This window comes from Pseudomonas migulae, assembly GCF_024169315.1.
Taxonomy (GTDB): domain Bacteria; phylum Pseudomonadota; class Gammaproteobacteria; order Pseudomonadales; family Pseudomonadaceae; genus Aquipseudomonas; species Aquipseudomonas migulae_B.
Genome location: NZ_JALJWR010000001.1, coordinates 3,733,565 through 3,754,173 on the forward strand (window position 1 = coordinate 3,733,565; position 20,609 = coordinate 3,754,173).

Annotated in this window: 21 protein-coding genes; 16 read left to right on the forward strand and 5 right to left on the reverse strand. The window is 60.3% G+C overall.

What is annotated here, in order from left to right:
• The first annotated feature begins 22 nt into the window (after positions 1-22).
• Positions 23-928: an acetylglutamate kinase gene (argB, locus tag J2Y86_RS17165; protein ID WP_045059191.1), complete on the forward strand. Its 906-nt coding sequence runs from the start codon at positions 23-25 to the stop codon at positions 926-928.
• A 204-nt stretch (positions 929-1,132) separates the two neighbouring features.
• Here argB and pyrE read toward each other — a convergent pair whose 3' ends face one another.
• Complete coding sequence (pyrE, locus tag J2Y86_RS17170) at positions 1,133-1,777, reverse strand: orotate phosphoribosyltransferase (protein ID WP_253433763.1); 645 nt, start codon at positions 1,775-1,777, stop codon at positions 1,133-1,135.
• A gap of 82 nt (positions 1,778-1,859) precedes the next feature.
• Here pyrE and J2Y86_RS17175 point away from each other — a divergent pair, with 82 nt between their 5' ends.
• Positions 1,860-2,639 (forward strand): exodeoxyribonuclease III, encoded by a 780-nt coding sequence (locus tag J2Y86_RS17175; protein WP_008030595.1) that lies wholly within the window; start codon positions 1,860-1,862, stop codon positions 2,637-2,639.
• Positions 2,640-2,707: 68 nt separating this feature from the next.
• On the opposite strand, the gene gltS is transcribed toward J2Y86_RS17175, so the two are convergent.
• From gltS to rph, 3 genes are all read right to left on the reverse strand, one after another.
• Positions 2,708-3,913: a sodium/glutamate symporter gene (gene gltS, locus J2Y86_RS17180; protein ID WP_253433781.1), complete on the reverse strand. Its 1,206-nt coding sequence runs from the start codon at positions 3,911-3,913 to the stop codon at positions 2,708-2,710.
• A gap of 501 nt (positions 3,914-4,414) precedes the next feature.
• Positions 4,415-4,783 (reverse strand): DUF4870 domain-containing protein, encoded by a 369-nt coding sequence (locus tag J2Y86_RS17185; RefSeq protein ID WP_253433784.1) that lies wholly within the window; start codon positions 4,781-4,783, stop codon positions 4,415-4,417.
• 29 nt (positions 4,784-4,812) lie between these two features.
• Positions 4,813-5,535: a ribonuclease PH gene (rph, locus tag J2Y86_RS17190; RefSeq protein WP_084317764.1), complete on the reverse strand. Its 723-nt coding sequence runs from the start codon at positions 5,533-5,535 to the stop codon at positions 4,813-4,815.
• Positions 5,536-5,815: 280 nt separating this feature from the next.
• Here rph and J2Y86_RS17195 point away from each other — a divergent pair, with 280 nt between their 5' ends.
• The 8 genes from J2Y86_RS17195 to J2Y86_RS17230 all read left to right on the forward strand — a co-directional run bounded on the left by J2Y86_RS17195 (position 5,816) and on the right by J2Y86_RS17230 (position 12,357).
• Positions 5,816-6,679, forward strand: a complete 864-nt coding sequence (locus J2Y86_RS17195; RefSeq protein WP_253433788.1) for a YicC/YloC family endoribonuclease — start codon at positions 5,816-5,818, stop codon at positions 6,677-6,679.
• Positions 6,680-6,691: 12 nt separating this feature from the next.
• Positions 6,692-7,312 (forward strand): guanylate kinase, encoded by a 621-nt coding sequence (gene gmk / locus J2Y86_RS17200; protein WP_253433791.1) that lies wholly within the window; start codon positions 6,692-6,694, stop codon positions 7,310-7,312.
• 167 nt (positions 7,313-7,479) lie between these two features.
• Positions 7,480-7,743 (forward strand): DNA-directed RNA polymerase subunit omega, encoded by a 264-nt coding sequence (gene rpoZ / locus J2Y86_RS17205; RefSeq protein ID WP_003177259.1) that lies wholly within the window; start codon positions 7,480-7,482, stop codon positions 7,741-7,743.
• 57 nt (positions 7,744-7,800) lie between these two features.
• Entirely contained in the window at positions 7,801-9,906 is a 2,106-nt protein-coding gene (spoT, locus tag J2Y86_RS17210; protein WP_253433794.1) for a bifunctional GTP diphosphokinase/guanosine-3',5'-bis pyrophosphate 3'-pyrophosphohydrolase, read from the forward strand.
• 25 nt (positions 9,907-9,931) lie between these two features.
• Positions 9,932-10,312, forward strand: coding sequence for a RidA family protein (locus J2Y86_RS17215; RefSeq protein ID WP_003229509.1), 381 nt, complete (start codon positions 9,932-9,934; stop codon positions 10,310-10,312).
• A 55-nt stretch (positions 10,313-10,367) separates the two neighbouring features.
• Positions 10,368-11,108 carry a hypothetical protein gene (locus J2Y86_RS17220; RefSeq protein WP_253433798.1) on the forward strand — a complete coding sequence of 247 codons (741 nt, stop codon included), beginning with the start codon at positions 10,368-10,370 and terminating at the stop codon, positions 11,106-11,108.
• 113 nt (positions 11,109-11,221) lie between these two features.
• Positions 11,222-11,524, forward strand: a complete 303-nt coding sequence (locus J2Y86_RS17225) for a transposase (protein WP_253427691.1) — start codon at positions 11,222-11,224, stop codon at positions 11,522-11,524.
• A complete protein-coding gene (locus J2Y86_RS17230) occupies positions 11,521-12,357 on the forward strand; it encodes an IS3 family transposase (RefSeq protein ID WP_253427692.1) in 837 nt (278 codons plus the stop codon). Before J2Y86_RS17225 ends, J2Y86_RS17230 begins: the two co-directional genes overlap by 4 nt.
• A 136-nt stretch (positions 12,358-12,493) precedes the next feature.
• On the opposite strand, the gene J2Y86_RS17235 is transcribed toward J2Y86_RS17230, so the two are convergent.
• On the reverse strand, positions 12,494-13,351 hold the full coding sequence (locus tag J2Y86_RS17235; RefSeq protein WP_253433800.1) for an SDR family oxidoreductase: 858 nt from the start codon (positions 13,349-13,351) through the stop codon (positions 12,494-12,496).
• 188 nt (positions 13,352-13,539) lie between these two features.
• On the opposite strand from J2Y86_RS17235, the gene exbB reads away from it, so the two are divergent.
• The 6 genes from exbB (at position 13,540) to J2Y86_RS17265 (ending at position 20,457) form a co-directional block, all read left to right on the forward strand.
• Complete coding sequence (exbB, locus tag J2Y86_RS17240) at positions 13,540-14,505, forward strand: tonB-system energizer ExbB (RefSeq protein WP_253433803.1); 966 nt, start codon at positions 13,540-13,542, stop codon at positions 14,503-14,505.
• Between the two features lie 6 nt (positions 14,506-14,511).
• Entirely contained in the window at positions 14,512-14,940 is a 429-nt protein-coding gene (gene exbD, locus J2Y86_RS17245; RefSeq protein WP_008150131.1) for a TonB system transport protein ExbD, read from the forward strand.
• Positions 14,937-15,683 carry an energy transducer TonB family protein gene (locus J2Y86_RS17250; protein ID WP_253433806.1) on the forward strand — a complete coding sequence of 249 codons (747 nt, stop codon included), beginning with the start codon at positions 14,937-14,939 and terminating at the stop codon, positions 15,681-15,683. Before exbD ends, J2Y86_RS17250 begins: the two co-directional genes overlap by 4 nt.
• A 280-nt stretch (positions 15,684-15,963) precedes the next feature.
• The gene (locus J2Y86_RS17255; RefSeq protein ID WP_017341496.1) at positions 15,964-16,893 is read left to right on the forward strand and encodes a hydrogen peroxide-inducible genes activator; all 930 of its coding nucleotides are present in this window, start codon (positions 15,964-15,966) and stop codon (positions 16,891-16,893) included.
• A 9-nt stretch (positions 16,894-16,902) separates the two neighbouring features.
• Complete coding sequence (gene recG, locus J2Y86_RS17260; RefSeq protein ID WP_253433809.1) at positions 16,903-18,978, forward strand: ATP-dependent DNA helicase RecG; 2,076 nt, start codon at positions 16,903-16,905, stop codon at positions 18,976-18,978.
• 78 nt (positions 18,979-19,056) lie between these two features.
• Positions 19,057-20,457, forward strand: a complete 1,401-nt coding sequence (locus J2Y86_RS17265; RefSeq protein ID WP_253433812.1) for an aminoacyl-tRNA deacylase and HDOD domain-containing protein — start codon at positions 19,057-19,059, stop codon at positions 20,455-20,457.
• Positions 20,458-20,609 lie beyond the last annotated feature (152 nt).

Here is a 20,609-nt window from a genome sequence, read left to right on the forward strand (position 1 = left end):
TTTGATGCACCCGGAGCCCTGAATGACCCTCGAACGCGAAGCCGCCGCCAACACCGCCAAGGTCCTGTCCGAAGCGCTGCCTTACATCCGCCGCTATGTCGGCAAGACGCTGGTGATCAAATACGGCGGCAACGCGATGGAAAGCGAGGAGCTGAAAACCGGCTTCGCCCGCGACATCGTGCTGATGAAAGCTGTGGGCATCAACCCGGTGGTGGTTCACGGCGGCGGCCCGCAAATCGGCGATTTGCTCAAGCGCTTGTCGATCGAGAGCCACTTCATTGATGGCATGCGCGTGACGGATGCGCAGACCATGGACGTGGTGGAAATGGTCCTCGGCGGCCAGGTGAACAAGGACATCGTCAACCTGATCAACCGTCATGGCGGAAGCGCCATCGGCCTGACCGGTAAAGACGCCGAGCTGATTCGCGCGAAAAAGCTCACCGTCACCCGCCAGACCCCGGAGATGACCCAGCCGGAAATCATCGACATCGGTCAGGTGGGCGAAGTGGTCGGGATCAACACCGACCTGCTGAACCTGTTGGTAAAAGGCGATTTCATCCCGGTGATCGCGCCGATCGGCGTGGGTGCCAACGGCGAGTCGTACAACATCAACGCTGATCTGGTGGCCGGTAAAGTCGCGGAAGCACTGAAGGCTGAAAAGCTGATGCTGCTGACCAACATCGCCGGCCTGATGGACAAGTCCGGGACGGTCCTGACTGGCCTGACGACTCAACAGGTCGACGAGCTGATCGCCGACGGCACCATCTACGGCGGCATGCTGCCGAAGATCCGTTGCGCACTGGAAGCGGTTCAGGGTGGAGTGGGCAGTTCGTTGATCATTGATGGTCGGGTGCCGAACGCGATTTTGCTGGAGATCTTCACCGATACGGGTGTGGGTACCTTGATCAGCAATCGCAAGCGTCCTTAAGCAGCACACACAAAAAGACCCCGCTCAGCCTGGCTGAGCGGGGTCTTTTTTTGCCTGCGATTCCTGTGGCATACCGCCTTTTGTGGCGAGGGAGCTTGCTCCCGCTGGGCTGCATAGCAGACCCAAGTATGTTGTGAGCGCTTCGCACTCAAGCGGGAGCAAGCTCCCTCGCCACAAAAGCTCACCCCACAAAAAAGGTTGTGGTCAGACGCCGAATTGGGCGCGGTAGGCTTCAACCGCTGGCAGGTGTTGCTTGAGCTGCGGATCGTCCGCCAGGAATTCCAGCACCTGGTTCAGCGACACAATGCTGATCACCGGAATGCCGAAGTCACGCTCCACTTCCTGGATCGCCGACAACTCACCGTTGCCACGCTCCTGACGATTCAGGGCGATCAGTACACCAGCAGCCTTGGCGCCGTCCTGGGAAGCGATGATCTGCATCACTTCGCGAATGGCAGTGCCCGCGGTGATCACGTCGTCGATGATCAGCACGTCACCGGTCAACGGTGCGCCAACCAGGCTGCCGCCTTCGCCGTGAGCCTTGGCCTCTTTGCGATTGAAGCACCATGGCAAGTCACGCTCATGATGTTCAGCCAAAGCCACTGCAGTAGTCGCCGCCAAAGGGATGCCTTTGTACGCCGGGCCAAACAATACGTCGAACGGAATACCGCTTTCGACGATGGCTGCCGCGTAAAAACGACCCAGTTGCGCCAGGGCCGAACCGGAGTTGAACAGACCGGCATTGAAGAAGTAAGGACTGGTGCGCCCGGACTTCAGGGTGAACTCACCGAAGCGCAAAACGCCGCGATCGATGGCAAAACGAATGAAATCGCGTTGATACGCTTGCATGAAAAAAACCCCAAATACCACGGATTTAGCTAATTAGGTTGACGCCGTGTATCATACACGCACGCGATTTTTGGGGCCATTTATGCGGATCATCAGTGTGAACGTCAATGGTATTCAGGCTGCAGTGGAGCGAGGTTTGCTCAGTTGGCTGCAAGCACAGAATGCCGACGTCATCTGCCTGCAGGACACCCGCGCCTCCGCCTTTGAACTGGACGATCCAGCCTTCCAACTGGATGGCTACTTCCTTTATGCCTGCGAAGCCGAAGTTCCCGCCCAGGGTGGCGTGGCTTTGTATTCGCGGTTGCAACCGAAGGCTGTCATCAGCGGTCTCGGCTTCGAGACGGCCGACCGCTACGGGCGCTACCTGCAAGCCGATTTCGACAAGGTCAGCATCGCGACCTTGCTGCTCCCTTCGGGGCAGAACGGCGATGAAGACTTGAACCAGAAGTTCAAGCTAATGGACGATTTCGCCCGTTATCTGGATAAACAGCGGCGCAAACGTCGCGAGTACATTTACTGTGGCTCGCTGTACGTGGCGCAACAGAAGCTGGATATCAAGAACTGGCGCGACAGCCAGCAATCCCCGGGCTTCCTGGCACCTGAGCGTGCCTGGATGGACGAGATTGTCGGCAACATGGGTTATGTCGACGCCCTGCGCGAAGTCAGCCGTGAAGGCGACCAGTACAGCTGGTGGCCGGATAACGAACAGGCGGAAATGCTCAACCTGGGCTGGCGCTTCGATTACCAGATACTGACGCCGGGCCTGCGCCGCTTCGTACGCAGTGCGCGCCTGCCACGTCAGCCACGGTTCTCGCAGCATGCGCCGCTGATCGTGGACTACGACTGGACGCTGACTATCTAGTTTCGCTGACAGGTTGACGAAAATGCCCGTATCGCAAGATACGGGCATTTTTCTTATGCGTTATACCTTCAGGCTGCAGCGAAAAACGGCAGTGCCAGGTACAACTTGATCACGATGACGTTAATGATGTCGATGAAGAAAGCCCCCACCATTGGCACCACCAGAAACGCTATCTGCGAAGGACCGTAACGTTGTGTCACCGCTTGCATGTTAGCGATGGCCGTTGGCGTTGCTCCCAGCCCGAAACCGCAATGCCCTGCCGCCAGAACTGCCGCATCGTAGTTGCTGCCCATCATTCTGAAAGTCACGAAAATCGCAAACAGTGCCATGACCAATGCTTGCGCAGCCAGGATGATAAAGATCGGCAACGCCAATGCGGCCAGGTCCCATAGTTTGAGCGACATCAGAGCGATCGCCAGAAACAGCGACAGGCTGACATTCCCCAATACGGAAACTTCACGTTCAAACACCTGATACAGGCCAAGTGCGGAAAGGCCATTGCGCAAGACCACGCCCACGAACAAGACACATACGAACGTTGGTAACTCAAATGCCGTTCCGTGGAGCAGACCATTCAAGAGGGAGCCTGCCATCAGACTGACGGAGATCAGGGCGAGCGTCTCGATAAACGAAAATGGCGTGATCGAACGCTCTTTGTTTGGCTGCTCAAAGCCCTTCGGCAGACGCGGCTTATCTTTCTCGCAACCGGGTGTCTGAACACGCTTGATGAGCAGGCGAGCAACCGGGCCACCAATCAACCCACCCAGCACCAGGCCAAACGTCGCAGAGGCCATCGCGAGTTCAGAGGCGGAAGCCAGACCAAACTTCTCGCTGAACGTCGCTCCCCATGCAGCGCCGGTACCATGACCGCCAGACAACGTAATCGAGCCCGTCAACAAGCCCATCAACGGATCGAGCCCCAAGGCCTTTGCGAGGCCGATGCCCATGGCATTCTGGACCACCAGAAGCCCGATCACCGCCAGCAGAAAGATCCCGACTACGCGCCCCCCTTTCTTCAGGCTGGCAAAGTCTGCACTCAAGCCGATGGTGGCAAAAAAAGCCAACATCAAGGGCGTTTGTAGTGAGGTGTCAAATCGGACCTCAATATCAAATACCCGCAAAGCCAGGAGAAGCAGAGCCACCACCAGGCCGCCTGCTACAGGCTCAGGGATATTGTAACTGCGTAAAAAACCGATTCGTGTGACGAGTCCGCGTCCCAGTAACAGCACTAAAGAGGCGGCCACAAGTGTTCCATAAAAATCGAGTTGAACCATTGGGATTATTCTTTGATATATATTCAGGGGCGAACTTTTTACCTGGACACGCCTCTTGAACAGGTTGATCTCTCAACGCTGGTTAGTGTTGGATTCAAGGACCGTCAATGGTCAGAATATATCGAAATATTTCTTGATAAATATCACTTGGCACAACTTTATCAACCACCAAGTCGGATTGCCAAGCGCATACACGGCACTGAGGCTTTACAGTTGTGACTAAAAGTGTAGGGGAGATAGTGATTACAAGTGGAAATCTGGGCAGAGGCTTAGTCTGTCAGGCATGCATCTTTTACAACGAAATAAAGCTTTAACTTTAAAAAAGAAAAGTCCTACACAGCAGGGTAATTAATTTCAAGTTCAGGTGCACTGCGTTTTACAGATGAAGTTTAAATGTGGGAGCGGGCTTGCTCGCGAAAGCGACTTATCATTCAACACTTGAGTTGACTGATACACCGCTTCGCGAGCAAGCCCGCTCCCACACGAATTACGTACTACTGGCTACTTGATCAACCGCCAAGTGAACGGATACCGGTACGGCACGCCTTCATTGGCTTTCACGCCAGCAATGATCGTCAACACCAACGCACCAATCGCCAGCAGTCCAAACAGGAAGAACCCGATAATTACTACCATCAGCAAGAAGCAGATGGCGGAGGCAATGGCGACAGTGATCTGAAAGTTCAGCGCCTCCTTGCCCTGAGCATCGACAAACGGGTCCATCTCGCGCTTCATCTGCCAGAGAATCAGCGGACCGATCAGCGTACCGAACGGAATCCAGATTCCCAGCAAGGCGGACAGGTGACAAAACATCGCCCACTGCCGAACCTCTTTGCTCGGTAGGGGAAGCAGCTCTTGCTCGTCACTCATGATGTCCTCCTTGCCTGGAATGGTTTCGGTCAGTCAGCCAGTGCAGCCTTTTGCAATTCGAAGATTTCGCTCATGCCCTTCTTCGCCAGCTCCAGCATGGCCGTCAGTTCTTCAGGCTGGAACGGCGCGCCTTCGGCAGTGCCCTGGACTTCGATGAAGCCGCCGGTGCTGGTCATCACCACGTTCAGGTCAGTCTCGGCAGCCGAGTCTTCCAGGTAGTCGAGGTCGAGCACAGGCTCGCCCTGGTACATGCCCACCGAAACGGCAGCGATCATTTGCTTGAGTGGGTCGCCGCCTTTCAGGCCGCCACGCTTCTTGATCACTTTCAAGGCATCGACCAGTGCAACCATGGCGCCAGTGATGGACGCGGTGCGGGTGCCGCCGTCAGCCTGGATCACGTCGCAGTCGACGTACAAGGTGACGTCGCCCAGCTTGGACATGTCCAGCGATGCGCGCAGGGAACGACCGATCAGACGCTGGATTTCCAGGGTGCGGCCGCCTTGTTTGCCGCGGCTCGCTTCACGCTGGTTACGCTCGCCGGTGGCGCGCGGCAGCATGCCGTATTCAGCAGTCAACCAACCCTGGCCCTGGCCTTTGAGGAACCGCGGCACGCCGTTTTCGACGCTGACGGTGCAGATGACTTTGGTATCACCGAACTCGACCAGTACAGATCCCTCGGCGTGTTTGGTGTAGTTGCGGGTAATGCGGATCGAGCGGAGCTGATCGGCAGCGCGACCACTTGGACGTTTCATAGGGAATACCTGTACGGAGGACGGAAAACTGCCGAGCATTATAGAGCCGCACGTCGAGCCTGGGCACTTCTAAAAAAACCGCCCGACGATTGAAGGCTCTGTTCAGAGCTTAGAACAGCGCTTTACCGACGGCCTGCAGTCCTTTGTCACACCGTGTGTTTGGGCGCATCCGCCCCACTGCGCTACAATCCTGCGCCTTTGCTGCCTGTCGGCTTTAATTCACAGATAGCGGGTCCGCGAAACCTCGGGTTAGCGTCGACCTGCATTGCGAGGTACCTCCATGGTGCACAGCATGACCGCCTTCGCCCGCGTCGAAAAAGCCGGCGCCCAGGGCACCCTGAGCTGGGAACTGCGCTCGGTCAACAGCCGCTACCTGGAACCCCACCTGCGCCTGCCGGAGTCGTTTCGCGACCTCGAAGGCGCGGTCCGCGAAGCGCTACGCCAGGGCATCTCCCGGGGCAAGCTCGAATGCACCCTGCGCTTCACCGAAGAAAACACTGACAAACCTCTGCAAGTGGACCGCGAGCGCGCCGCTCAATTGGTTGCCGCCGCCGAGACCATCGCCGGCCTGATCAAGAATCCGGCGGCGCTGAACCCGCTTGAAGTGCTGGCCTGGCCCGGCGTTCTGGTCGGCGACGCCAGCGACCCGCAAGCCTTGAATGCCGAAGCACTGGCGCTGTTCAACGAAGGCCTGAAAGAACTCAAGGCCGGCCGCGAGCGCGAAGGCGCAGAGCTGGCGCGCCTGATCAACGATCGCCTGACCTCCATTGAAGAAGACGTGGTGACCCTGCGTGAGCTGGTCCCGCAGATGCTCGCCACCCAGCGCCAGAAAGTCCTCGACCGCTTCGCCGACATGAAAGCCGAGATGGACCCGCAGCGCCTGGAACAGGAAATGGTCATGCTCGCTCAGAAGAGCGACGTGGCCGAAGAACTGGATCGCCTGAGCACTCACATCATTGAAGTTCGCCGGGTGCTCAAGTCCGGCGGCGCGGCCGGCCGGCGCCTCGACTTCCTGATGCAGGAGCTCAACCGCGAAGCCAACACACTGGGCTCCAAAGCCTTCGACCCGCGCAGCACCCAGGCGGCGGTCAACCTCAAAGTGTTGATCGAGCAGATGCGCGAACAAGTGCAGAATATTGAGTAAGGCAAACCCGACATGACCCACAGCACCGGCACCCTGTACATCATTTCCGCCCCTTCGGGGGCGGGCAAGAGCAGCCTGGTCAAGGCCCTGACCGACGCTGATCCGGAGATCCGCGTCTCGGTCTCCCACACCACCCGCGCCATGCGCCCCGGTGAAGTGAACGGCGTGAACTATCACTTCGTCTCGCGTGAAGCGTTTGTGAAGATGGGCGAACATGGTGATTTCCTGGAGCGCGCCGAAGTGTTCGGCAATCTCTACGGCACTTCGCAAAGCCATCTGCAACAGACCCTGGATGCAGGCCACGACCTGATCCTGGAGATTGACTGGCAGGGCGCCGAGCAAGTGCGCAAGTTGATGCCGCAGGCCCGCTCGATCTTCATTCTGCCGCCGTCCCTGCAAGCCTTGCACCAGCGCCTGACCAATCGCGGCCAGGACAGCGACGAAATCATTGATGGGCGCATGCGTGAAGCCGTCAGCGAGATGAGCCATTACGTCGACTACGACTACTTGATTATCAACGACGATTTCGCCCATGCATTGCGCGATTTGCAGGCGATTTTCCGCGCCAATCAGCTGCATCAGAAGCGTCAGCAGCAGCGCAACGGCAAACTTTTGGCTGAATTGCTCGGCTAAACAGCTCTTCCCAAAACCGCTGCAAGGGCTTTACATTGGCACTTGCAGCGCGTTGAAGGGCTTGGTCAAAAAATCAGCGCTTCCCTAATCGCTGGTGATTTTTTAAACTGTTGAGTCCGCTCGCCCAACCGGGCAGCGCGCATATTGCATTCGCTCCGAGGAATACCATGGCCCGCGTAACCGTTGAAGACTGCCTAGAACACGTGGAAAACCGCTTTGAGCTGGTCATGCTCTCTACCAAGCGTGCCCGTCAACTGGCCACCGGCGGCAAAGAGCCCCTGGTTCAGTGGGAAAACGACAAGCCTACCGTTGTAGCCCTGCGTGAAATCGCCGAAGGCCTGATGAGCTACGAGTTCATCGCCAACGCTGAAATCGTCGAAGACGAACCGCTGTTCGCAGCGTTCGAGGACGAGTCCAACGAGGCCGTCTAAGCCTATGCCTGGTCGACGTAGCACGGCGCGGGGTCACAGCGAACGGCAGGAGTTATCATGCCGAGCATAGACGCCCTCGCCGATCGCTTATCGACCTACCTCGGCAAGGACCAGGTCAACCTGGTCCGCCGAGCGTACTTCTACGCCGAACAAGCCCACGACGGCCAACGCCGCCGCAGCGGTGAGGCATACGTCACGCATCCTCTTGCGGTGGCGAACATTCTTGCCGACATGCACATGGACCATCAGAGTTTGATGGCCGCGATGCTGCATGACGTGATCGAAGACACCGGTATTGCCAAGGAAGCGCTGCAAGCGCAGTTCGGCGAAACCGTGGCCGAACTGGTCGATGGCGTCAGCAAGCTGACCCAGATGAACTTCGAGACCAAGGCCGAAGCCCAGGCCGAAAACTTCCAGAAAATGGCCATGGCCATGGCGCGCGACATTCGCGTGATCCTGGTCAAGCTCGCCGACCGCCTGCACAACATGCGCACGCTGGAAGTCCTGTCTGGCGAAAAACGCCGGCGGATCGCCAAGGAAACCCTGGAAATCTATGCGCCCATCGCCAACCGGCTGGGCATGCACGCTATCCGCATAGAATTCGAAGACCTCGGCTTCAAGGCGATGCACCCGATGCGTTCCGCGCGAATCAACCAGGCCGTCAAGCGCGCCCGGGGCAACCGCAAGGAAATCGTCAACAAGATCGAAGAATCCCTCAGCCACTGCTTGGCCGTCGACGGCATTCAGGGCGAGGTCAGCGGTCGCCAGAAACACCTCTACGGCATCTACAAGAAAATGCGCGGCAAGCGTCGGGCCTTCAACGAGATCATGGACGTCTACGCGTTCCGGATCATCGTCGATAAGGTCGATACCTGCTATCGCGTGCTGGGCGCTGTGCATAATTTGTACAAACCATTGCCGGGGCGCTTCAAGGATTACATCGCGATCCCCAAGGCCAACGGCTATCAGTCACTGCACACCACGTTGTTCGGTATGCACGGTGTTCCGATCGAGATTCAGATCCGCACCCGTGAAATGGAAGAGATGGCCAACAACGGCATCGCCGCCCATTGGCTGTACAAATCCAGCGGCGACGAGCAGCCCAAAGGCACTCATGCCCGTGCCCGCCAGTGGGTCAAAGGCGTGCTGGAAATGCAGCAACGTGCGGGCAACTCGCTGGAATTCATCGAAAGCGTGAAGATCGACCTGTTCCCGGACGAGGTCTACGTGTTCACGCCCAAAGGCCGGATCATGGAGCTGCCCAAAGGCTCCACGGCCGTCGACTTCGCTTACGCGGTGCACACCGACGTGGGCAACAGCTGCATTGCCTGCCGGATCAATCGTCGTCTCGCGCCGCTGTCCGAACCGCTGCAAAGCGGCTCCACGGTCGAGATCGTCAGTGCTCCCGGTGCGCGGCCGAACCCGGCGTGGCTCAACTTCGTAGTGACCGGCAAGGCGCGGACGCATATCCGCCACGCGCTGAAGCTGCAACGTCGCTCCGAGTCCATCAGCCTGGGCGAACGCCTGCTGAACAAAGTGTTGAATGGCTTCGACAGCTCGCTGGAAAAAGTCGCGGCCGAGCGCGTCAAGGCGATGCTCACCGAGTACCGTCTCGAACTGATCGAAGACCTGCTCGAAGACATCGGCCTGGGCAATCGCATGGCTTACGTGGTCGCCCGCCGCCTGCTCGGCGAAGGCGAACAGCTGCCAAGCCCGGAAGGTCCGCTGGCGATTCGCGGCACCGAAGGCCTGGTCCTCAGCTACGCCAAGTGCTGCACGCCGATCCCGGGCGACCCGATTGTCGGTCACCTGTCCGCCGGCAAAGGCATGGTCGTGCACCTGGACAACTGCCGCAACATCAGCGAAATCCGCCACAACCCGGAAAAATGCATCCAGCTCTCGTGGGCCAAGGATGTCACCGGCGAATTCAACGTCGAGCTGCGCGTCGAGCTGGAACACCAGCGTGGCCTGATCGCCCTGCTGGCCAGCAGCGTCAACGCGGCGGACGGCAATATCGAAAAAATCAGCATGGACGAACGCGATGGTCGCATCAGCGTGGTCCAACTGGTGGTCAGCGTGCACGACCGCGTGCACCTGGCCCGCGTGATCAAGAAACTGCGCGCACTGACCGGGGTGATTCGCATCACCCGCATGCGTGCCTAAGCCAACCTATTACAAGGAGTCATTCATGACCAAGACAGTTATCACCAGCGACAAGGCCCCGGCCGCTATCGGTACTTACTCCCAGGCGATCAAGGCTGGCAACACCGTCTACATGTCGGGTCAGATTCCTCTGGACCCAAAAACCATGGAACTGGTTGAAGGCTTCGAAGCCCAGACCGTACAGGTGTTCGAAAACCTGAAAGCCGTGGCCGAAGCGGCTGGCGGTTCGTTCAAGGACATCGTCAAACTGAACATCTTCCTCACCGACCTGAGCCACTTCGCCAAGGTCAACGAGATCATGGGCAAGTACTTTGACCAGCCCTACCCTGCCCGCGCCGCCATCGGCGTAGCCGCCCTGCCGAAGGGTTCGCAGGTTGAAATGGATGCCATTCTGGTCATCGAGTAATGCGTCCGGCGCAGCCCCAAGGGCTGCGTCGATTCTGTTTTGAAAGGATTCCACCATGCGCCAAGCGCTAGCTCTCTCGCTGATCGCCCTGTTCTTGGGCGGTTGTGCCAGCAACCCTGCCGACCGTGACATCAGCGGCACCTGGATCAATCAGGTGGCGATCGACGCTGCGTCCAAAGGCGGCCCCCTGCGTGAAGCGCTCCAGGCTTACGGCCCGAACCTGGAATGGGACGTCAACACCAAGGCCGGCCAGGCCCGCTACACCAACGGTTTTGAAAACGTCGAAGGCAAGTTGCTGGGCGAAGAGTCCGGCGCCTGGAAAGTCGACTTCTATGGCAGCTCCGCCAGCGAACTGAAGCGTGACGGCAAGCAACTGAGCCAGGTCGCCAGCGACAATGAACCTGCACAGGTCTTTGATCGCGCCCTGATCCCGGTGCCGGATGGCGCACCGATGGGTGCCAGCTTCGAACGCGCGCTGTATTCGGCCTACATGGGCGGTAGCTGGAAAGTCGTCAGCGGCCCCGGTGAAGGCGGCACTGTGCAATTCCAGGCCGACGGCCAGGTGACCGGCCTGCCGGGTGCGGATCGCTATGCACTGTGTCTGGCTGGCGATTGCGCGTCGATGAGCGGTGGCGACGACAACATGTGGCTGCAGTTGAACGGCCAGGGCAACACCTGGATCTTTGCGCGCAAGGGCAAGGAACTGGAGATCCTTCAGGCGGTGAACACCGCGCAGGCGGATGAAATGCCGCAGTTCACGCCGGGTCAGCGCAAGTGGTTGCTGGAAAAACAGTGACCCGGATCTGAAGCCAACAGAGTAACCCTGTGGGAGCGGGCTTGAACTGGCCTAATGATTTTGGACATCTCAATCGGGCGCTATGATGGCGCCCAAATCTGAGGTGTTTGGATATGCGTAAATCCTATTCGAGTGAGTTCAAACTCAAGGCTGCCAGCCTGGTGCTGGATGAGGGGCAGTCGGTTCCCGAGGTCTGTGCCAATCTGGATATCGGTCCTACGGCCTTGCGCCGCTGGGTCGATCAAGTTCGCAAGGAGCGCTTGGGCTCGACTCCGGTGGGCGCCAAGGCGATTACCGCGGATCAGCGAGAGATCCAGAAACTCAAAGCCTTGCTCAGGCAAAAAGACCTGGATATCGAAATCCTAAAAAAGGCCAGTGCTCTCCTGCTTTTGGACGCCAAAGATCATTCTCGTTGATCGATGAGCTGGACGAGCAGTACGGCGTTAACAATTGCTGTCGGGTTTTTGGTGTCAACCGCAGCAGCTTTTACGCCTGGCGTCAGCGCCAAGGCAAAGTGAACCCTGAGCGGGAGAAGCTCAAGGCCGTGCTGGTTAAGCATCACAGGGCGTCGAGGGAGTCTGCGGGCGCACGCACCTTGGCCAAAGAGCTGCAAGCTGATGGACATCGTGTCGGGCGGTACATGGCCCGCAGCTTGATGCGCGAAGCTGGTATCGCCAGCCGTCAGCGCCGGCGCCATAAGTACAAATCGCCCGGCGTTGAGGCGTTGGTGGCGCCGCACGTCCTCAAGCGCAAGTTTGATGTCACGGCGGTCAATCAGGTGTGGTGCGGGGACGTGACGTATATCAAGGTCGGTAAGCGGTGGCTGTATTTCGCGGCGGTTCTGGATTTGTACGCCCGCCGGATCGTGGGCTGGTCGTTTTCGATGATCTCCGATGCCACCCTGACCTGCGAAGCCTTGCGGATGGCGGTTGAGTTGCGCAGTCGCCCAAAAGACGTACTGTTTCACTCAGACCAAGGTTGTCAGTACACCAGCCATAAGTTCAGGAATGAGCTGCTGGCACACGGGCTCCGGCAAAGCATGAGCCGTAAGGGCGAGTGCTGGGACAACGCTCCGATGGAGCGCTTCTTTGGCAGTTTGAAATCAGAGTGGGTGCCCGAAACAGGCTACGGATCGGAACATGAGGCCCGAGCGGATGTGCAGCGCTATGTCTCGCGCTACAACATCGCCAGGCCTCACAGTTACAACGACTACCGGCCGCCAGTCACGATGGAGAGACTGGCGGCGTAAACCTTAATTGGTGTCCAAGATTACTTGACCAGTTCAGCTTGCCCGCGATGGCGGTGCGACAGTCAACATAGATGTTGAATGTTATGGCCCCATCGCGAGCAAGCCCGCTCCCACAGTGGTTTGCGGCGACTGGAAGTCAGCAGCGGCCTTCGAGAATCGCGGCGTAACCTTCGCGATAGCTTGAGTACTTCGGCGTCCAGCCCAAGGCCTTCGCCCGCGCATTGCTGCACTGCTTACTGCCCGTACGCCGCACGCTCGCATCCTCGGACCATTCAGTCACGCCCAGATATTCACGCAGCCAGTCCACCACTTCGGCCAGCGGCGCCGGCGCATCGTCGACACCGATATAGACGTTATCCAGCGCCACACCACGCCGATCCGCCTCAAGCAAAAACGCCATCAACCCCGCCGCGTCATCCGCGTGAATGCGGTTGCCGTACAACGGCGGATCGATCGCCACGCGATAGCCGCGACGCACCTGAATCAGCAGCCATTCACGGCCCGGGCCATAAATACCGGTCAAGCGCACGATGCTCGCCGGGATGCCACTGTTGAGCGCCACCTGCTCAGCTTCCAGCATCAGTCGACCCGAATAGCCGGTAGCGATGGTCGGCGATGTTTCGTCGACCCACTCGCCGTCCTGCTGGCCGTAAACGCTACTGCTGGAAACGAACAGCAGGCGATTGGGCACCTGCCCGTAGTCGTCCAGCCACTCAAGCACATGCTGCAAGCCCTCGACATAAGCGGCGCGGTAACCGGCTTCATCGTGATCGGTGGCGGCGGCGCAATACACCAGGTAATCCACCGCGCCGACCGGCCAGGTTTCCGGACAGTCCTTGTTGAACAAATCGCCGGCAACACCGATCACGCCCTCGGGCAGGCGCGAAATGTCGCGTCGCAGGCCATGGACCTCCCACCCTGCAGCCAGCAATTGGGTGGCCAGTCGGCTGCCGACATCACCGCAGCCGGCGATCAAAACAGATGGCGCGGACATCAAAAAACTCCTATCGGAAAGCCACAGACTAGCGCCGGCAATGGACGAGCGGCTAGTAATGCAGGAAAAAAAGATACTCTATTACTTCTGTTAACAAGAATTACTTGCAATAATGCCCGCCACTTTTGTTCTCGGCCTTCGAGGCCTGGAAGAACATTTACCGTCTTTTTCTCTCAGGTCCGGCCAGCATGACACGCAATCAATTCCCCGCTTCGCCAACCAAACGACCTCGCGCCTGGAGCGCGGTGGCCGCCCTGCTGCTCAGCCTGATGCTGGCGCCAACCGCCGCCTTCGCTGACGCACAAGCGCCAGCTACCCCAACCAGCCCGGCTGCTGCTGCCGCACCTGCTCCAGCCGATCACGCTGCACCGGTTGCCACCGACCCGGCCCAGGCCGTAGACACCACCGCCGAAGACGCTCCTGAAGTCCTCGAAGCCGACAATACCCTGGGCATGGCCCATGACCTGTCGCCGTGGGGCATGTACCAGAACGCCGACATCATCGTGAAAATCGTGATGATCGGCCTGGCCATCGCGTCGATCATCACCTGGACCATCTGGATCGCCAAGGGTTTCGAGCTGATGGGCGCCAAGCGTCGTCTGCGCACCGAAATCGTCCACCTGAAAAAAGCCACCACCCTCAAGGAAGCCAGCGCGTCCGCCACCAAGGCCGGCACTCTCGCCAACCTGCTGGTGCATGACGCGCTGGAAGAAATGCGCCTGTCGACCAACAGCCGCGAAAAAGAAGGCATCAAGGAACGTGTCGCCTTCCGCCTCGAACGTCTGGTTGCCGCCTGCGGTCGCAACATGAGCAGCGGCACCGGCGTACTCGCCACCATCGGTTCCACCGCGCCGTTCGTGGGTCTGTTCGGCACCGTGTGGGGCATCATGAACAGCTTCATCGGCATCGCCAAAACCCAGACCACCAACCTCGCCGTCGTCGCTCCCGGCATCGCCGAAGCCCTGCTGGCCACGGCGCTGGGCCTGGTCGCTGCGATTCCAGCCGTTGTGATCTACAACGTGTTTGCCCGCTCCATCGCCGGTTACAAGGCACAAGTGTCCGACGCCTCGGCAGAAGTCCTGCTGCTGGTCAGCCGCGACCTCGACCACCAGCCTGAGCGCAGCTCGCAACCGCACATGGTGAAAGTGGGGTAATCGGCCATGGGCCTGCATTTGAAAGAAGGCGCAGACGACGATCTGGCCGAGAACCACGAAATCAACGTCACGCCGTTCATCGACGTGATGCTGGTGCTGTTGATCATCTTCATGGTGGCCGCCCCGTTGGCCACCGTGGACATCAAGGTCGACCTGCCCGCCTCCAGCGCCAAACCGGCGCCGCGTCCGGAGAAACCGGTGTTCCTCAGCGTCAAGGCTGACCAGCGCCTGTTCCTCGGCGAAGACGAAGTGAAGGCCGAAGCCCTCGGCGCCACGCTCGACGCCAGGACCAAGGGCAAGAAAGACACGACGATCTTCTTCCAGGCCGATAAAGGCGTGGACTATGGCGACCTGATGAGCGTGATGGATAACCTGCGTTCCGCGGGCTACCTGAAGGTGGGTCTGGTCGGACTCGAGACGGCAGTCAAGAAATGATCACGACGCGCCATAAGCTGACGCGTTACAGCGGGAGCCTGGCCGTGGTGCTGGGCGTCCATGCGCTGGCCATTGCGCTGGCGATGAACTGGACCGCACGGCCACCCATCGAGCTGCCGCCGCAGGCGATGATGGTCGAACTGGCGCCGGTTCCGGCCCCGCCACCGCCGGCACCGCCGAAGGTGATAACGCCGCCACAACCACCTGCTCCGGTGGAAGAACTGCCGATCCCGAAACTGGCCGAAGTGCCGAAGGCCGAGATTACCGTACCGAAACCGGTCAAACCCAAGCCGAAGCCTCAGCCGCCCAAGCCTGTGGAGAAAAAGCCGGAGCCGCCGAAGGAAAAACCGTCCGAGGAAAAACCGGCCGACACTCAACCGACCCAGGCACCGACGGAGAAATCCGCACAACCGGCACCGGGCCCATCGCCCGCGCAGCAGGCCGCCAAGGCCAGCTGGCAAGGGACGCTGCTCGCTCACCTGGCCAAGTACAAAAAGTACCCGGCCAGTGCTCAGGCGCGGGGCAAGGAAGGTTTGAACCGACTGCGCTTCGTGGTGGATGCTGAAGGCAACGTGTTGTCGTTCGAACTGGTGGGCCGCTCCGGCAACGCCGATCTGGATCGGGCGACCCTGGAAATGATCCGCCGCGCTCAACCGCTGCCCAAGCCGCCGGCCGACATGCTGAACAACGGCTCGATCGAAATCGTTGCACCGTTTGTTTACTCGCTGGAACGTCGCCGCTAGGCCGCAATACACACCCCCTGTGGGAGCGGGCTTGCTCGCGAAGAGGCCGTGTCAGACGACATCTACGCGGAATGACACACCGCTTTCGCGAGCAAGCCCGCTCCCACAAGGTTATCCGCCAGCTGCACGATCCAGCCAAAAAGGCACCGAAAGGTGCCTTTCGCATATCCGCCAGCGGCAAACCCGCATTGCCCGGTGTCACTCGACACACTCTCTCTGATAACGTGCGTCTATCGATTGCAGCCGGTATGCTTGGCCCGCAACTTCATGGACGCTTGCTATGACTCTTACAGAATTACGCTACATCGTTACCCTCGCCCAAGAGCAGCACTTCGGCCACGCCGCCGAGCGTTGCCACGTCAGTCAGCCGACCCTGTCGGTGGGCGTGAAAAAGCTTGAAGACGAACTCGGTGTGCTGATCTTCGAGCGCAGCAAGAGCGCCGTGCGCCTGACCCCGGTCGGCGAAGGCATCGTCGCCCAGGCACAGAAAGTCCTGGAACAGGCCCAAGGCATCCGCGAACTGGCCCAGGCCGGCAAGAACCAGCTGACCGCCCCGCTGAAAGTCGGCGCGATCTACACCGTCGGCCCGTACCTGTTTCCGCACCTGATCCCGCAACTGCACCGGGTCGCCCCGCAGATGCCGTTGTACATCGAAGAAAACTTCACCCACGTGCTGCGCGACAAACTGCGCAACGGCGAGCTCGACGCGATCATCATCGCCCTGCCGTTCAACGAAGCCGACGTGCTGACCCTGCAGCTCTACGACGAGCCGTTCTACGTTCTGATGCCGGCCCAGCACCCGTGGACGCAAAAAGAATCCATCGACGCCGCCCTGCTCAACGACAAGAGTCTGCTGCTGCTCGGCGAAGGCCACTGCTTCCGCGACCAAGTGCTGGAAGCTTGCCCGACGCTGACCAAAGGCAACGACGGCGCCAAGCACACCACGGTGGAATCCAGCTCACTGGAAACCATTCGCCACATGGTCGCGTCGGGGCTCGGGATTTCGATCCTGCCGCTCTCGGCAGTCGACAGCCACCACTACGCCCCCGGCGTGATCGAAGTGCGCCCACTGACACCGCCGGTGCCGTTCCGCACCGTGGCCATCGCCTGGCGCGCGAGCTTCCCGCGGCCGAAGGCGATTGAAATTCTCGCTGACTCCATTCGCCTGTGCTCGGTGGCCAAACCGCCCGCGCCGGTGGTTGCGGCTTAAGTCGCTGTCATGACCGAGTTGTCGCAAGTGTCGGTCACGGCACTCAAGGGTGTCGGCGAGGCCATGGCCGAGAAACTGGCCAAGGTCGGCCTGGAGAATCTTCAGGACGTGCTGTTCCACCTGCCGCTGCGCTATCAGGACCGCACCCGAGTGGTCCCGATCGGCCATTTACGACCCGGACAGGACGCCGTGATCGAAGGCACCGTCAGCGGCGCCGACGTGGTCATGGGCCGTCGCCGCAGCCTGGTCGTGCGCTTGCAGGACGGCACTGGCGGGCTCAGCCTGCGCTTCTACCATTTCAGCAACGCCCAGAAAGAAGGCCTCAAACGCGGCACGCGGATTCGCTGCTACGGCGAAGCGCGGCCCGGTGCGTCGGGGCTGGAAATCTACCACCCGGAATACCGCGCCATCACCGGCGACGAGCCGCCGCCGGTGGATGAAACCCTGACGCCGGTCTACCCGCTCACCGAAGGCCTGACCCAGCAGCGCTTGCGCCAGTTGTGCATGCAAACCCTGACGATGCTCGGCCCGACCAGCCTGCCCGACTGGCTGCCGACCGAACTGGCGCGGGACTATCAACTGGCGCCGCTGGCCGATGCGATTCGCTACCTGCATCACCCGCCGGCCGATGCCGACGTCGACGAACTCGCCCTCGGCCATCACTGGGCCCAGCACCGTCTGGCCTTCGAAGAGCTGTTGACCCATCAACTGTCGCAGCAACGCCTGCGCGAGAGCATGCGCTCCCTGCGCGCGCCAGCCATGCCGAAAGCCACGACGCTTCCGGCCAAGTATCTGGCCAATCTGGGTTTCGCACCGACTGGCGCGCAACAGCGCGTCGGCAACGAAATCGCCTACGACCTCAGTCAGCACGAACCGATGCTGCGCTTGATTCAGGGCGACGTCGGCGCCGGTAAAACCGTGGTCGCCGCCCTCGCCGCGCTCCAGGCACTGGAAGCGGGTTATCAAGTCGCGTTGATGGCGCCCACCGAGATCCTCGCCGAGCAGCACTTCATCACCTTCAAGCGCTGGCTCGAACCGCTGGGCATTGAAGTCGCGTGGCTGGCTGGCAAGCTCAAAGGAAAGAACCGCGTGGCTGCGCTCGAGCAAATCGCCAGCGGCACACCGATGGTGGTCGGCACTCACGCGCTGTTTCAGGACGAAGTGAAGTTCAAGAACCTCGCGCTGGTGATCATCGACGAACAGCACCGTTTCGGCGTCCAACAGCGTTTGGCATTACGGCAAAAAGGTGTCGGCGGGCGGATGTGTCCCCATCAACTGATCATGACCGCCACACCGATCCCGCGAACGCTGGCCATGAGTGCCTACGCCGACCTCGACACCTCGATCCTCGACGAACTGCCGCCCGGCCGAACACCGGTCAACACAGTGCTGGTCACCGACACCCGGCGCGTCGAAGTCATCGAACGGGTGCGCGGCGCCTGCGCCGAAGGGCGTCAGGCCTATTGGGTGTGCACGCTGATCGAAGAGTCGGAAGAGTTGACCTGCCAAGCGGCGGAAACCACCTTTGAGGACCTCACCGCCGCCCTCGGCGAATTGAAGGTCGGGCTGATCCACGGCCGCATGAAGCCTGTCGAGAAAGCGGCCGTGATGGCCGAATTCAAGGCCGGCAACCTGCAACTGCTGGTCGCCACCACCGTCATCGAAGTGGGCGTGGACGTGCCGAACGCCAGCCTGATGATCATCGAAAACCCCGAGCGCCTCGGCCTCGCGCAGTTGCACCAATTGCGCGGGCGTGTCGGGCGAGGCAGTGCCGCCAGCCATTGCGTGCTGCTCTACCATCCGCCGCTGTCACAGATTGGCCGTCAGCGTTTGGGCATCATGCGCGAGACCAACGACGGTTTTGTCATCGCCGAAAAAGACCTCGAACTGCGCGGCCCCGGCGAAATGCTCGGCACGCGCCAGACCGGCCTGCTGCAATTCAAGGTCGCCGACCTGATGCGCGACGCCGATCTTCTACCCGCCGTGCGCGACGCCGCCCAGGCATTGCTGGAGCGCTGGCCGGATCACGTCAGCCCGCTGCTCGACCGCTGGCTGCGCCATGGGCAGCAATACGGCCAAGTGTGAGCACCGTCGCAGATTCTGGACGATGCCTTTAGACAAGCTGGTTATACTCCTGCAATTGTTTGAATACGGATACAGACCATGACTGAAGCTGCCCTCGTCCCCGAAACCCCGCACGCTCCGTCTGTTATTCGGCTGCTGCTCGCCAAACTGGGCATCGCCTACGAAGAAGTCCTCGACCACCACGGCCTGAACGCCTCGCGCAAAGTGCAGGCGGTATTGCTCGACGACGCCGTCGGCGCGCTGATGGTGCTGTTTCCGCAAAGCCAGTTGCTCGACCTCAATCGTCTCGCCGAACTCACCGGCCGCCGCCTCGCGGCCGTGTCGACCGAGCGCCTGGAAAAAATGCTCGGCAAACACAGCCTGAGCCTGCTGCCCGGCCTGCCGGCGCTGACCAGCTCGCCGTGCCTGTACGAAGAAAGCCTGCTGCGCGAACCGAAGTTGCTGATCAACTCGGGCGAGCCAGGTGTGCTGCTGGAAATCACCAGCGAAGACTTCAAGACCATGCTGACCAAGGCCAGCGCCGCCAACTTCGGCGAAAACCTGACCAGCATCCGCCCGAACCTCGACCGCCCCGACGATGACCGCGAGGAAATCACCCAGGCCGTCCAGGCGTTCACCGCTCGGCGCATCCAGCAACGCCTGGAAGCCACCATCGAAATTCCGCCGCTGGCCGAGACCGCGCAGAAAATCATCAAGTTGCGCGTCGACCCCAATGCCACCATCGACGACATCACCGGAGTCGTCGAAACCGACCCGGCGTTGGCCGCACAAGTTGTGAGCTGGGCAGCGTCGCCGTACTACGCGTCGCCGGGCAAGATTCGCTCCGTGGAAGACGCGATCGTTCGCGTGCTGGGTTTCGACCTGGTGATCAACCTGGCGCTGGGACTGGCCCTGGGCAAAACCCTCAGCCTGCCCAAAGACCACCCGCAACACACCACGCCGTACTGGCAGCAATCGATCTACACCGCCGCCGTCATCGAAGGCCTGACCCGCGCCATGCCCCGCGCCCAGCGCCCGGAAGCCGGCCTGACCTATCTCGCCGGCCTGCTGCACAACTTCGGCTACTTGCTGCTGGCCCACGTCTTCCCGCCACACTTCTCGCTGATCTGCCGCCACCTGGAGGTCAACCCGCACCTGTGCCACAGCTTTGTGGAGCAACACCTGCTGGGTATCAGTCGTGAACAGATCGGTTCATGGCTGATGCGCTACTGGGACATGCCCGACGAACTGGCCACCGCGCTGCGCTTCCAGCACGACCCGAGCTATGACGGTGCCTACGCTGAATACCCAAACCTCGTGTGCCTGGCCGTACGCCTGCTGCGCAGCCGCGGCATCGGCTCCGGCCCGGATGAAGACATCCCTGACGCCCTGCTGGAGCGCGTCGGCCTGACCCGCGACAAAGCCAACGACGTCGTCAGCAAAGTCCTCGAAGCTGAAGTGCTGCTGCGCGAACTCGCGTCGCAATTCAGCCAAGCCTAAAAGCTTCGCGGGCAAGCCTCGCTCCTACAGGATTTTGGTGATCCCTGTAGGAGCGAGGCTTGCCCGCGAAGAATCCCCCCCAATCCAACTGAACCACCACACCCCTGTGGCGAGGGGACTTGTCCCCGTTCGACTGCGCAGCAGTCGCAAAA